This is a genomic window from Lawsonibacter sp. LCP25S3_E2 (genome assembly GCF_052117285.1).
Lineage (GTDB): Bacteria > Bacillota > Clostridia > Oscillospirales > Oscillospiraceae > Lawsonibacter.
In genome coordinates, this window is the sequence record NZ_JBQKJL010000013.1 from 1 (window position 1) to 13,573 (window position 13,573).

At 56.1% G+C, this 13,573-nt stretch carries 15 protein-coding genes; all 15 read left to right on the top strand.

The genetic code is table 11. The annotated features are described in order from the left end of the window. Positions 1 to 850: hypothetical protein (locus tag ACTQ3R_RS11400; RefSeq protein WP_441779437.1), on the top strand; the 850-nt coding region annotated here is incomplete at its 5' end. Then, positions 847 to 1,251, top strand: coding sequence for a hypothetical protein (locus ACTQ3R_RS11405; protein WP_441779436.1), 405 nt, complete (start codon positions 847 to 849; stop codon positions 1,249 to 1,251). The genes ACTQ3R_RS11400 and ACTQ3R_RS11405, both read left to right, overlap by 4 nt. Before the next feature lie 129 nt (positions 1,252 to 1,380). Next, positions 1,381 to 1,719, top strand: coding sequence for a hypothetical protein (locus ACTQ3R_RS11410; RefSeq protein WP_441779435.1), 339 nt, complete (start codon positions 1,381 to 1,383; stop codon positions 1,717 to 1,719). After that, positions 1,716 to 2,678: a DNA adenine methylase gene (locus ACTQ3R_RS11415; RefSeq protein WP_441779434.1), complete on the top strand. Its 963-nt coding sequence runs from the start codon at positions 1,716 to 1,718 to the stop codon at positions 2,676 to 2,678. The genes ACTQ3R_RS11410 and ACTQ3R_RS11415 overlap by 4 nt, the downstream gene beginning before the upstream one ends. 29 nt (positions 2,679 to 2,707) lie before the next feature. Next, the gene (locus tag ACTQ3R_RS11420; protein ID WP_441779433.1) at positions 2,708 to 3,229 is read left to right on the top strand and encodes a hypothetical protein; all 522 of its coding nucleotides are present in this window, start codon (positions 2,708 to 2,710) and stop codon (positions 3,227 to 3,229) included. After that, positions 3,226 to 3,957: a DUF3849 domain-containing protein gene (locus ACTQ3R_RS11425; RefSeq protein ID WP_441779432.1), complete on the top strand. Its 732-nt coding sequence runs from the start codon at positions 3,226 to 3,228 to the stop codon at positions 3,955 to 3,957. The genes ACTQ3R_RS11420 and ACTQ3R_RS11425 overlap by 4 nt, the downstream gene beginning before the upstream one ends. A 13-nt stretch (positions 3,958 to 3,970) precedes the next feature. Further along, positions 3,971 to 4,585: a hypothetical protein gene (locus tag ACTQ3R_RS11430; protein WP_441779431.1), complete on the top strand. Its 615-nt coding sequence runs from the start codon at positions 3,971 to 3,973 to the stop codon at positions 4,583 to 4,585. Positions 4,586 to 4,666: 81 nt separating this feature from the next. Further along, complete coding sequence (locus ACTQ3R_RS11435; RefSeq protein WP_441779430.1) at positions 4,667 to 5,584, top strand: cell wall anchor protein; 918 nt, start codon at positions 4,667 to 4,669, stop codon at positions 5,582 to 5,584. Continuing rightward, the gene (locus ACTQ3R_RS11440; RefSeq protein WP_441779429.1) at positions 5,581 to 6,363 is read left to right on the top strand and encodes a class D sortase; all 783 of its coding nucleotides are present in this window, start codon (positions 5,581 to 5,583) and stop codon (positions 6,361 to 6,363) included. The genes ACTQ3R_RS11435 and ACTQ3R_RS11440 overlap by 4 nt, the downstream gene beginning before the upstream one ends. A gap of 112 nt (positions 6,364 to 6,475) precedes the next feature. Next, positions 6,476 to 7,288, top strand: a complete 813-nt coding sequence (locus tag ACTQ3R_RS11445) for a CAP domain-containing protein (RefSeq protein ID WP_441779428.1) — start codon at positions 6,476 to 6,478, stop codon at positions 7,286 to 7,288. A gap of 84 nt (positions 7,289 to 7,372) precedes the next feature. Beyond that, the gene (locus ACTQ3R_RS11450; RefSeq protein ID WP_441779427.1) at positions 7,373 to 12,097 is read left to right on the top strand and encodes a SpaA isopeptide-forming pilin-related protein; all 4,725 of its coding nucleotides are present in this window, start codon (positions 7,373 to 7,375) and stop codon (positions 12,095 to 12,097) included. Positions 12,098 to 12,160: 63 nt separating this feature from the next. Further along, on the top strand, positions 12,161 to 12,496 hold the full coding sequence (locus ACTQ3R_RS11455) for a DUF3852 domain-containing protein (protein WP_441779426.1): 336 nt from the start codon (positions 12,161 to 12,163) through the stop codon (positions 12,494 to 12,496). A gap of 91 nt (positions 12,497 to 12,587) precedes the next feature. Then, the gene (locus ACTQ3R_RS11460) at positions 12,588 to 12,854 is read left to right on the top strand and encodes a type II toxin-antitoxin system Phd/YefM family antitoxin (RefSeq protein WP_441779425.1); all 267 of its coding nucleotides are present in this window, start codon (positions 12,588 to 12,590) and stop codon (positions 12,852 to 12,854) included. Further along, entirely contained in the window at positions 12,847 to 13,155 is a 309-nt protein-coding gene (locus ACTQ3R_RS11465; RefSeq protein ID WP_441779424.1) for a type II toxin-antitoxin system RelE/ParE family toxin, read from the top strand. Before ACTQ3R_RS11460 ends, ACTQ3R_RS11465 begins: the two co-directional genes overlap by 8 nt. A 22-nt stretch (positions 13,156 to 13,177) precedes the next feature. Next, the gene (locus tag ACTQ3R_RS11470) at positions 13,178 to 13,543 is read left to right on the top strand and encodes a nucleotidyltransferase domain-containing protein (protein WP_441779423.1); all 366 of its coding nucleotides are present in this window, start codon (positions 13,178 to 13,180) and stop codon (positions 13,541 to 13,543) included. The last annotated feature ends 30 nt before the right edge of the window (positions 13,544 to 13,573 follow it).

Here is a 13,573-nt window from a genome sequence, read left to right on the forward strand (position 1 = left end):
GGCGGTCAGCGCAAAAACAGACTGCTATCATGTGGTGGAGGCCGCGGATGACGCCCAGCTTGGCCGCTTCTACGCGGAAAACGACTTTGTGCCGGAACTGGAGGGCATATCCAACGAGGTGTTCGAAATGCTGGACTTCGCCGGCATCGGAAGAATGATGCGATGCAGCGAAAACGGCGTTTTTGTGAACAGTCTGTATGTACTGCGGGATGGCGAGCTGACCACCGTGCCGCCCGTTCAAAAGACGCTGCCGGGAAAGCCGGGATACCTCTTTCGGCTGACCCTCGGCCTGTGCCCTGACTTCGGCGGCGACCGCACGGCGGTGCTGGATCTGCCCGCGTCAGAAGAAACGCTGGCTGCGGCGCAGGAGCAGCTCGGCACCTTGAATTGGGAAAACACCGTTGTCCTCAACTATGACGGCATCATCCCCAATGTGGCAACATTTGCCGACCTACCCATGGAAATGGAATCCTTCAACGAGTTTACCAAAGCGGTGAAGGACATCCCTGCCCGACAGGTGCAACTCCCAAAGCTGAAAGCGCTGCTGGAGCAGTTTGAGGTACGGGACATCGAAACCGCCCTGTTCCTGACGGAGCATCTGGCGGACTACATCCTCACGCCAGACTCGAGTTCCCCGCAGGAAACAGCCATTGACCGCCTGCGCTTCATGACGGATGACCACTCGGCAGAGCTGCTGCTCTCCCATGTGAACCTCTACGCCTACGGCTGCGACCTCATCAAGGAGGACAACGCCGTCCTCTCGCCTTACGGCCTGCTGCGCCGTGCGGACTATCAGCCCATGCTGACACCAATGCAGGAAACACAAAAAATGGAAATGAAAATGAAATGAACAAGGAACAATTTCAAGAAAAGTATAAGCTCTCCTTGCCGCTCAAGACGCGGAAGGAATTCGAAGTGGCCCGCCGCAGGATGGGCGCTCTGACCAAGGACGAAAAGACGATTCTCTCCGCCATGGTTCTGCAAAAGGGCGAGACGGAGGCTGGGGAGATCCTTGCAAATTCACCGGAGCAGTTGAGTGATTACACGGTTCTCAAGGGCGTCAACAGCTACGCCGCGCTGGGCAGATATTATCTTGCCAACGAAACCACCGTCCCGGAAGAGCTGTACGAGTACATGGATCTGGGCGCGCTGGGCTGCCGCTATGAGGACGCGCATCCCGGCGTGTTCATTGGCAGCGACTATGTGCGGTATCCCCCGCAGAAACAGAAAATGGAAATGAAAATGAAATAACACCGTCTTGACCCGCGAACGCGGATCAGGATCATTATAGGGGCCGTATTCCCGGATGGGGAAAGCGGCCCCTTCTTTTTACGCGCATTGTCCCTTCCTCCGGGAGTACAACCCCGGAAAGGAGCAAATGTGCCGATCAACAAAATCCTCGCGGAATATCTTGACCAATACCACAAAGGCGAAGCAAACGCGGTCACCAGCCGAGAACTGGAATATGCGTTCGGGATGCGCGGTTCTGAATTGCGCCGAGCGGTTAACGTTCTGCGCGTTGAGCGTATCCCTATTTGCAGCTTTGAGGGCGGATACTACTATGCCGCTACCTCAGAGGAAATTCGCCGCACCGCCCTCCAGCTTCAAAGCCGCGTCAACAAGATCGCCGCCGCGGCGCGCGGTATGATCGGAGCCCTGCCGGACTATGAGGATACCGGTCAGCTCTCCCTGCCGCTGGAGGGAGGTGATAGCGCTTGAGCAGCTTTATCCCCTGGGTAGGCGGTAAGGGCAAGCTGCTGTGGATCATCAACAAGCTGATGCCGGATCACTATAAGCGTTTCATCGATGTGTTCGGTGGCAGCGGCACGGTGACAATGAGCCGTCCTATCCAGCGGGGCTGTATGGAGGTCTACAATGACTACAACGGAAATCTAACGAACCTCTTCTGCTGCGTGAAGAACCGTACCATGGCGCTCTTAGCGGAATTGGGGTTCCTGCCGCTGAACACACGGGATGACTTCAACGTCCTCTATAAATTTTTCTCAAAGGATGAGATCACGGATGATTACCTGCAGGAGGAAATGGATCTGACTGAGGTATTCTTAGATCCTCCCGACGCGGAAGCCATCCGTGCCCTCATGTTGGAACGCGCGCCACGCGGAGATATTCGCCGTGCCGCGGATTACTTCAAGCTGGTGCGATACAGTTTCAGCGGCGGCGCCAAGTCCTTCGGCGGTAAGCCCTGCGATATCCGCCGCTTCTTCCATCTGATTTGGGAGTGCTCCCGCAGGCTGGCCAATGTTGTCATTGAGAATAAGGACTTTGAGGAGCTGATTCGCCAATATGACAGGAAGAATGCCGTACTTTACTGCGATCCGCCCTACTATATGGCAGAGGGCTGCTATCCGGTAGAGTTTCCGCTGAAGGATCACCAGCGGCTTCACGATGTGCTCATCGGGAGTGAGGGTTACTTTATTGTTTCGTATAACTATCAGGAATACATTTGCGATCTCTATCAAGATGGTTGCTTTATTTTCCGGACCTCGCGCCCAAACAGTATGTCGCAAAGGGCAGGAAGTGAATATGAGGAAATCATCATCACGAACTATGATCCCCGCAAGGCTTGCTGGCAGCTCTCCTTGGAAAACCTGCTGGGCGGTGACGGCGATACCCGCTATGAGATGATCCACGAGCCAAAGTGCCCATTGAAATGTTAAACAAATCAAAAAAAGAGGAGGCAAACATCATGAAATTCCATTTGAACCATGACCCCGCGAACAAGACCCTTACCATTCCCCGCGCCGCGCTGCAGCTCTCCGGCCTTGCAGATGTCAGCGACCTGATCCTCCATACCGACAGCGGCTGTGTTCTGTTGCTGCCGGGAGATCCCACCGTGGCAGAGCTGCTGAAAACCATTTCTCTGCTTTCCACCGTAACGCCGCAGCTGATCTCCCGTCTGGCGGAGCGAAGCCAGATGGCAATGGAGACCGGAATGACGGAAACGGCGTGCGGCGCCTGTGAACACGAACCCCACTGCTCCGGCCTTGAAATTCCGCCCTGCCAGCTGGCGGAGGCGGGGATCTCGCCCACTGCCGCGCTGGAGTCCTTTGTAGAGGAGGGCAGAGTCATCGTGCAGGCAGCGGAGAAAACCGCCGCGGATGTGCTCATCGACGAGCTGGACGATGATGTTCGCACCATGCTGGAGGATTCCGGTGTGCGGATGGAGGGCGTATGCCGCCTGCTGGAAAAGGAGGAGATCTCAGAATGAATGACACCTATCTCTACCCCTATTCCTCTGCCGAGGCGAGAGATCGGAACGAGCTTTCCCTCTGGCGGGAGAGCCACAAGGCGAACATCGCCTGCCGCAACGCCATCGAGGACACCATCCGTCAGAATTTCGACGGAATGCATCTGAACAAGGACTGCCTCACGCCGGTGCTGGAGGAATACGGCTACAAGCGCACCGCATGGGTGCTTGCCAACACCCTGCACGAACTCAAGTGGGATGGGCGTTTCGGCCATGCCAACAAGCAGTGGGCGGAGCGCGCCTGCATTCCCAAAGACATCAACCACAACAGCGATTTTGTTGTCCGAAGCCATCCGGCCGTGCTGGATGGCTTCGTCACTTTCTACCGCAAGGCGGTGCAGGCGCTGAATCTGTTTGGCGCGGAGCACTGCGTTGGTGACCGTGCGAAGCAGGACTTCACCGGAAAGGTGCTGGTGCTGTCACCGGATGTACTGCGGGAGCAGTATTGGGGGCAGGATTACCAACTTCTGTATGCTCGGAGCGGTTTTGGATGCGAGCCGCATTCCAGTGGTCGAGCAGTCTTTGCCACCTGCCTCTCAGACGGCGAAACAGCCAGATGGAACCGGGAGGATTTCATCGGCGTACTGGATGTCAAATTCCTGCCGGAATGGGCGCGGGAAAAGCTGGAGGAGTTGAAAATGCAGGAACAGACGGATGCCCCCACAATGGGCGGCATGAAAATGAAGTGAGGAGGATACTTGCATGAGCATGACCTATTACACCGTGGACGATCTTCGGCCCGGAAGATCCGGCTGGGGTGTGAAGCGTTTTTCTACATTGAATGATGCGATTTCCCATTATCGGACACTCCCTATGGATGGGGCCCGCGTCCTCGGCATGGCGGATGATGCCCACGCCTATGAGCTCATCCGCTGTGTGCGTCTTTTCCCCGGCGATGCCCAGGGTGAGGATGTGCTGGCGGCAGATTACCGGCGCGGCGGCTTGACGAAAAAGAATCCCGCCCTGAAAGACGCGCTGGATATTTGCTTGGAAAGCCTGCGTCCCCGTTTTCTGCTGGAGCCGGAGCGCCTGATACCCGTTCCCCAGCGCAAGAAGCTGCGGAAAGAACTGCGGGAGGCCCTTCTCTGGCAGGGCTATGAAGAAAACTACGATTCCGCCATCCGTGCTGTTTTTGTGGGAGGCACTGGCTGGCTCTCACCCCAGGATGTGAAAAAGCAGCGGCAGCTTCCCCTGGTGCTGCGCTACCGGGTAGACGGCATGACGAAGGATGGGGCCTACCTCTCCTTAGAAGTGGAGCCTTGGGAATATGACCTCCTGCTGGAGCAGACAAGAAATCACTATACTCTCCCATTCTAACAGCTTCGGCTTTGAGATGGAAAAAGACGCGGCTGGCTGCCGCGCCTTAAACCGTAATTATTATTGTAGGAGGATAACAACATGAAACGAATGCTTTCCCTTTGCGCCGCGGCGCTGTGCCTGACCCTGACGCTGACGCCCACCGCGCTGGCAGCGGACTTCGAGCCTGCGGTGCCGAACGCCAAGGTCTGCTACCCCACCGCCATCGTCCGCAGTGACGATGGCACGGAACTGAAAAAGATCTATGATCTGAGCCCCGAAGATGATCCTGCCGGTATCCCCCGCTCGGACTTCCGACAGGACGGTTTCCACTACACCATGACAGACCTTTTGAAGCAGGAGCTTCCGGAAAATGAGAGCCGTCAGCATACGGAGCACATTTCCGTTGAAAGCGCCAAGAAAGATATGGAATCTGTGTTGGCGCTGCTGCCACAGGAGCGGGAATTCATCACGGATGACGGTCTCATGGGGACCCTGACGCTCCGACTTGATACCGTGCAGGTGGAGCCGTCCGGCTACGGCAGCTCCACCAAGGAAATCTCCACCAAGCGCAGCTACCCCAATCTTGCCGAGCAGGATACACAGTACATCCCCAAGAGCATTGAGGATGGCGGCAGGACTCTAACGCTCACGGACATCCAGTGGCAGACGGACAACACCGCCAATCTGGACGGCTACGCTGTGGCAGACCGCTACACGGCCGTTGCCACCTATTCCGGCAGCGCCACCAGCAGCTATGTGAAAGGCTATACCGTCACGGCGGATTATACCGGAACCGTCAGCCGGATCGCCTTGAACCGTGTCCGCTATGTGGCTATCTTTGAGGGAACGCCCATCCAGCCCACGGAGTCTGCGGAGACACCCGCCACGGCATCCGCTTTCCGCTGGTCTTATGTGCTCATTCCCATTGGGATCGTGGCCGCGGCAGGCGCGGGCGTCGGCGGCGCGCTGCTGGTGAAGCACAGAAAAGAAAACGCGGATGAGGAGGATACAGAATGAAAAAGATCATCACCCTTTGCCTGAGCCTTTGCATGACAGCAGCTCTGGCGGCTCCGGCGTATGCGCTGGAATACAGTATCGCCGCGCCGGACGATTATGACTTCGGCAAGGACACATCTATTGAGGTCATCCACACGGCGGACGGCGGCGCTATGAAAAATGCCGACATGAGCAAAAACGCAGCGCTCATTCCGCCTGTTTTCGGCTCGGAGAGCATGAACGCCCTCCATACCGGCGAATACCTCACGCCCAACCTTGCCCCCGGTGGTGTTCCCGCGTCCGGCGCGGTCAGTGGCGGCAGCGCCGCCGCTGTTGTCACACACGGCAGCACGGTGATTGGCGGCAGCGGCTATCAGCCCACTGTGCTGTTCACGGAGGTGACAAGCGACCTCTATTACAAAAACGGCTCCCTCGGTAGATTGGAGATCCCCACGCTGGATCTGAGCGTCCGTATTTATCAGGGAACGGGCAGCAAGACGCTTGCCAAAGGTGTCGGACACTTCGAGGACACCTCCATCTGGAACGGCAACGTCTGCCTCGCCGCTCATAACCGGGGCGCCAACAGCTACTTCGGCCAGATCCACACGCTGGACATCGGGGATAAAATCACGTTGACCACCAAGCTGGGCACCCGCACCTACAAGGTAACGGATGTTTTCAAGGTCAGCGAAACGGATCGCAGCGGCCTTGCGGACTCCGGCGAAAATATGCTGACGCTCTACACCTGCGTCCGCAACCAGCGGGACCAGCGCTGGTGCGTTACCGCAGCGGAAACTTGATCTTTCTCCCTTTTGCCGAATCAGTTCTGTTCGACTTCTGCCCCTCACTTGTGATATGGTGAAGCTGCGAAGAAGATTTTCCCACATGCACAGTTAGAATGGAGGCAGAAAGATGAACGAGAGCAAAAATGTGAGAAAGAATGTCAGTATGATGCTCACCGGCATGGTGATCGGCGCGGCGCTGACCGGCGGCTCTATCGCAGTCGCAGCCGGGATCGCGGCAGAACCGACCTGGCAGCCCATCTTTGTGGATGGTCAGCAGGTGGAAATGGAAGCCTACAACATTGCGGGACACAACTATGTGAAGCTGCGGGACATGGGCGAACAGGTCGGTTTCAATGTATACTGGGACGCGGTCAACGGTTGTGTGCAGGTAGAAAGCGGAAAGCCCTACACCGGTGAAGCGCCAGCAAAGGCAGAACCCGATAAACCGGAATCGCAGCCAGAACCCACAGCCCCTGCCAATGATGCCGATGTGGACGCCATGAAACAGGACATCATTGACCGCACCAACGCGCTCCGAAAGGAAAACGGCATCGCGGCCCTGACCACCAGCGACAAGCTCATGCAGGCGGCGCAGGTGCGGGCCGATGAAATGGCTGCCAGCGGCGCATATTCCCACACACGCCCGGACGGGAGGAAATATACCACGGTCACGGACTGCAAATATGTCGGGGAGAACATTTGTCAAATCCCCCTTATTTATCTGGCCCAGCAGAACACGACCTTGCATGAACGAGCGGTCCTTCTATGGTCCAACTCAGATGGACACAGAAAGAATATGACAAATGCCGACTATGGAGAGATCGGCGTTGGCTTGGCAAAGGGCAGGGATGAAAACGGACTTGACTGCTGGTACTGCGTCCAGCTCTTCCTGTGGAATGGCTACTCCATAAGCTGGGTGGATGCTCCGGCAGCCAAGTAAAATCAAATCACATCAACGAGAAGCAGATCGAGAAATCGGTCTGCTTCTCCATTATTTCTAAATGACAATAAGGAGGAACCAACCTTGAAAGCATTGAGAACAAGGATCATGTCGGCGTTTCTTGTCATTATGACATTATTGACGCTGCTTCAGACTTCCGCACTGGCCGCATCCGGCAGCGGAACGGGCATCAAGCCCACCGACAACACCAACTACTGGACAACACGACTGCTCCATGACGGGACTCCCTACAGCTATAAGCCTCCTATGGCGGCAGGCAAGCTGCTTTACTGCCTTGACCGCGGCTACGGCTACCGCTGGGGCACTGCCAGCTTTCTGAATAGCTACACCTATACCTCCGCCACCGGAGCGGACGCGGATACCGTGCTGAAAACGGCGCTGGCGCAGAGCGGCATGGGTGAGCTGGATGCCCAGCAGCTTGAAAACTTCAAATGGATGATGACCTACATTGTCGATTACAAAGGAGAGATCCCCGGCAGCCTGTTCATGGCCGCGCAGACCTATGTATGGGACCACCAGACCTTCAAGGGCGAGGGCGACGGTGACATTGACGCCGGTGGTTTTGCCAACGCCGACACCTATGAAACCTATCTTGGCTATATCGATTGGATGCTAAAGGAAAAAGCCAAGGAGGACGCGGAGTTCCAGAAGCAGATCGAGAAATACGCCGCCCAGGGAACGGTTGCTACGGTCGTTGAGGATGATGCCGCAAAGTGGGCGGTTTTCGCAAAATCCAGCGTTAAAGGCCGCCAGAGCTTCTTCGGATATTATGCGCCAAGAAAATTGGTCACTACTCCCACACAGCCAGGAGAGCCGGATCGTCCACCTGCTGGCGATGCGGACATTACCTTGAAGAAAGTTGCCGCAGGAACGACCCAAGGTCTGGATGGCGCTGTATTCAACATCTATCGGGATGGACAGATCGTCGGCAGCGCCGTAACCAAAAACGGCGGAATCATTGAAGTCAACGACATCACCAAGGGCCTGTGGACATTCGTGGAAACCGAAGCGCCCGCAGGCTACTGCACCGATCCTACCCCTCACAGCGTCTACGTGGATACCACAGATGGCGACAAGCAGTACACCGTGACCGCCGAAAACCACAAGCTGCCCGATATGAAGATCACCAAGAGGGACGCCATGAGCGGCAACCCGATTGCCGGTACGGTGTTTTCCATTAAGTCCGTCACCGGCAATTATTCCACCTCCGTCACGACTGGCGTGGACGGCTCCGCCACGCTCTCCTCTATCCCCGCTGATGTTTATGTGGTGCGAGAGGAATCCGTGCCGGAGCCGTACATCGTAACCAATACCGAGCAGACCGTGGCGCTGCGCCCCGGCAAGACCAGCGAGGTCACCTTTGTGGACTACGAAAAGCCGGGTCTTGAGATCATCAAGAAGAACATCGCCAACGGAGAACCCATCGAGGGCGTGACCTACCGCATCGAGCAGATCGACGGCAGCTTTTCCACCAGCGCCACCACGGACGGCGCGGGGCGCATCTTCCTCGCTTCCATCCCCGTGGGCAGCTATCGCATCACGGAGAAAAATGTGCCTTCCCATGTCATTCTCTCTGAGATCCCCCAGGAGGTCTATCTGGAAGCGGGCTGCACCAGAACGGTGACCTTCTTCAACGCGGTCAAACCCTCCCTGACGATCCTGAAGCGAAACAGCGTCACCGGCGATCCTCTCTCCAATGCCAAATTCCATATCTATTACGGCTCGGACAATACCACCACCGGCGAGATCAACGACCTCGGCGTGTTCACAACGGCCTCTGATGGTAAAATCACGCTCACCGATGTAAACCGTGGCTGGTACAAGCTGGTGGAGGAGTCCGCTCCCAAGGGCTTCGGCATTCAGGGCAGCGGTGTCACCGAGTTCTATCTGGAAGCCAATACCTCCAAGACCGTAACGGTGGACAATGTTCCTCACAGTGCCCTCGTTGTGTACAAATATGACGCCAAAACCGGAAAAGGACTGGAGGGCTGCCGCTTTGAGCTGCGCTATCTCAGCGGCAATACCAGCGGAACAGGCGGCACGGTCATCGGGACCTATGTGACCGGCCCCAACGGAGCGTTCACCGTGACAAACCTTAAAAAAGGCACTTATGTCTGTCAGGAACTCGAAAGCGACGGAAATCACATCATCGACCGCGAACCCCAGACAGTGTGGATCTCCGGCGAGGATCAGGATGTGGTGACGCTTCGCTTCGGCAATGCCCCGCTGGGAAGTTTGCTCATTACAAAGCTGAGCGACGACAGCAAGCACGAACCGCTCTCCGGCGTAGAGTTCCTGTTGACCGACAGCAGCGGCCATTATCTCGGCAATGACAACGGCCGCTTCACCACCAATGCCGCGGGCGAAATTCTGGTGGATGGTCTGGAACCCGGCATGACGGTCATCGCCCGTGAAGTCCGGGCAAAAACGGGCTACCTGCTGGATGACAGCCCCCAGCATGCCCTCATCAAAAGTGGCGAGACTGCCCATTTACAGTTTTTGAACCAGCCTGCCGGAAATCTCATCATCCGCAAGGTCAGCACCGGTCCCAACAAGGAGCCTCTGGAGGGTGTCGAGTTTAAGATCACCTATGCGGATGGCAGCTTTGTCCCGGACGCCAACGGCGAACTGTCCAGCAACGGCATTTATTACACCAATAAATCCGGTGAGATCCGCATTTCCGGCATCGTCGGCACCGTGGTAGCAACGGAAACCAAGACGATTCCGGGCTTCACCATTGATGAAGCGACCCGCACACAGACGGTGGTCGTCAATCCCAACGACACGCAGACGCTGACCTTTTACAACAAACCCACTACAACATTGATTCTCCAGAAATACATTTCCGGCACGAAAAATGAACCGCTTGCCGGGGTACAGTTCCTTGTGACGGACTCCTCCGGTGCGGTAGTCGGCCCCAACAACGGCTACTATACCACCGACGCTGCAGGCCAGATCGTCATTGAGGGGCTGACCGACGGCATGACTGTTACCGCAAAAGAGGTCAAATCTGTGGACGGTTTCGTGCTGGACGGGACGCCGCAACGCATCAAGATCGACCAGAGCCAGTCTCCCCAGCGGCTGACCTTCTGGAATGAGCGACAGGGCGCGCTCATCATCAACAAGCTGTCCTCTCTGGACCGCAAGACGCCGCTGGAGGGCGTTACCTTCAAGATCACTACGGCTACCGGCGAGTTCGTCCCCGACGAAAACGGAAAAATCAGCTCCAACGGTCTGTACTATACCAATGAAAGCGGGCAGATCATCCTCAAGGGCGTCACCGGTACACTGGTGGTAACGGAGGAAAAATCTATTGACGGTTACACCATCGACGAAAATACCCGCACCCAAACCGTTGTAGTCAACCCCGACGATACGCAGTCTCTGTACTTTTATAACGCCCCCATCGGCGGCGTGGAGCTTATCAAGGTCAATGCGGCGGACGAGACTCAGCGCATCCCCAACACCACCTTTGAGATCCGCCGTGTCAGCGATGGCGGTCTGGTGGATACCGTCATCACCGGAACAGACGGCCGCGTGTATGTGCCCTTGGCGAGCGGCAGCTACTACGCCGTGGAAACCAAGGCGGGCAAGGGCTTCCAGCTTGACAGCACGCCCGTCTATTTCACCGTGGAGGATGGCAAGACCACGACCAAAACGGTGACCAACAAGGCCATCTCCGGCATCCTGATCCACAAGGTCAACGCCGTCACCGGCGAGGGCATCCCCGGCGTGTCCTTCCTCCTCTATGACAGCGGCAACAATCCCATCGCGCAGGAAACCAGCGATGACCGGGGCTATGTCCGGTTTGAGGGACTGGAGGATGGCCGCTACTATCTGCGTGAACTGGAAAATGAGGGCTACATCCCCGACACGCAGAAAAAGACCGTGTATGTGAAATCGGGCGAAACCACGGAAATCGAGTGGAAGAACACCCCTATTACCGGGCAGATCCAAGTGGCGAAGGTCAGCGCCGACTACAACTCTATGAACGGCTGGCCCGCTGGGGCACCCATTCCCAACACCGTCTTTGAGATCTACAACGCCCGCACCAACCGTCTGGTGGATACCATCCGAACGGACAAAAACGGCTTGGCGGTGAGTAAGCCTTTGCCTCTGGCACGGTATAAGATCGTGGAATCCAAGGCGGCGGAGTTTTACGGGCTGGACAAGACGCCCATCGAGGTGGAAATTGAGTACGCCGGTCAAATCGTCAAAGCAAGCATGACCAACAAGAGCCTGTCCACCAATGTTTCCATCAAGAAAACCGGCTATGTGGAGGTCATGCCGGGGCAGCTCGTCCGTTACAATTTTGCCGACATTGCCAACAATTCCACCACGGCGCTGGAATCTTTCTACTGGCGCGATACCCTGCCCATCAAGGCGGTTCGGCTCCAGACCATCTATACTGGCACGTGGAATACCCCCGGAAATTATAAGATCGTGTACAAAACCAATCTCAGCGGGGAGAGCTGGCGCACGCTGGCGGATAACCTGAGCACATCCAAAAACTATGTGCTGGATGCCTCTCCCGCGGCGCTGGGGCTTGCCGCCAACGAGTATGTGACGGAGTTCATGGCATCGTTTGGCATTGTTCCCGCCAACTTCCGGCAGGTGGAACCGCCCCGCGTGGACTGCAAGGCCCTTGCCAAGCTCACCGGCGGTACGCAGTTCGTTAATCAAGCTGACGCAGGCGGCGTCTACAATGGGCAGTGGATCATGGCCACCTCCCGTTGGGTCACCAGAGTTTATGCCCCCAGCAAGCCTTTGCCCCGCACCGGTTATTAAGGACTAACACACCGGATGCCGCTCCGCAAGGGGCGGCATCCCCAAATTAAGGAGGTTGAGATTTTGAAACACAAAAAAATCGTGATTTTGGCGTTGGCGCTCCTGCTCCTGACCGCACTCTGCTGCACCTCCGCCCTCGCCGCGGGCGGCGATGTGGCAGGTGCTGTGGAGCAGACATGGAAGGAGGCCGCTACGCAGATTAAAAGCGTGGTGGAGAAGGTGGTGTTCCCGGCGCTGGATATGATCCTCGCCATCGCGTTCTTTGTCAAGCTTGGCGGCGCATACTTTGATTTTCGCCAGCGAGGTCAATTTGAATGGACCGGCCCTGCCATCCTCTTTGCCTGCCTCATCTTCACCCTGACGGCCCCGAAATACATTTGGAGCATCATCGGCATCTAAGAGGTGCAAGGGTAAGGGTAATGGTAAAAATCAGTTGCGTAATATCTTGTTTCTGATATAATAATATCAGAAATATCGGGAGGTCGATGTTATGAATTTGAAACCCTCTACTGCCCTTCGGAATGACTACCAGCAGGTGGCAACTCTGGCAAAAGCATCCGGTGAGCCGATCATCATTACCAACAAAGGCGAAGCCGACTTGGTTTTACTGAGCGTGGAAGCCTATGAGGAACGTGAAAAAATGCTGGACCACCGCGCAAGTATTTTAGAAGCGGAATTTTCCCGCTTAGCCAGCGCCCCCACTTATAGTGTTGAGGAAGTACGCAGCCGTTTGAAGGAGAAATACGAAAATGCCTAAGTATCAGGTAGAGATACTGCTTGCCGCATGGCAGGATATTGACAGGATCTCGGATTTTCATCTGAAAATGGTTGGCGCCGCTTCCGCAGAAAAAATCACCGACAACATTTTAGATACGCTGGCAAAGCTCGCCTCTTTTCCGTACATGGGCGCGCAGCACCCTGACCCGGAGCTGGCCCGGTTGGAATACCGCAAGGTCATTTGCGGAGATTATGTCTGCGTTTACAAGGTGATCGAAAACCACGTCTATGTTTACCGCATTGTCAATGGCGCGACAGACTATCCCCGCCTTTTGAAATGATCACTGTTTTGGGATGATGAATATGTCGACAGAAAACGAGTATTTAGCAAAGACGGAATCCTTGCAAAACGAATTGGAGCCGGTGTGCCGGGTTATCACGGAAACTGTCAAAGCCGAGGCAATTTATCTCTTTGGCTCCCGTGCTTATGGTACGCCAACCGATGATAGTGACTACGATTTGTGCGTCATTATCCCGGAAAAATCCATGCGTCCGGCAGACGCGATCAAGACGATCCGCCGCGCGCTCCTGCCACTGCAAACCATGTCTTTGGATATACTCGTATACCGTGCCGATACATTCTTCCGCCGCGCGCAAGGCGCGACTATGGAGCGCAAAATCAAGCGGGACGGCATCCCCCTATACGAGAACTTCTCCCACAAATCATAATACCAATTATTGCGACAAGGCCGTCGCCCG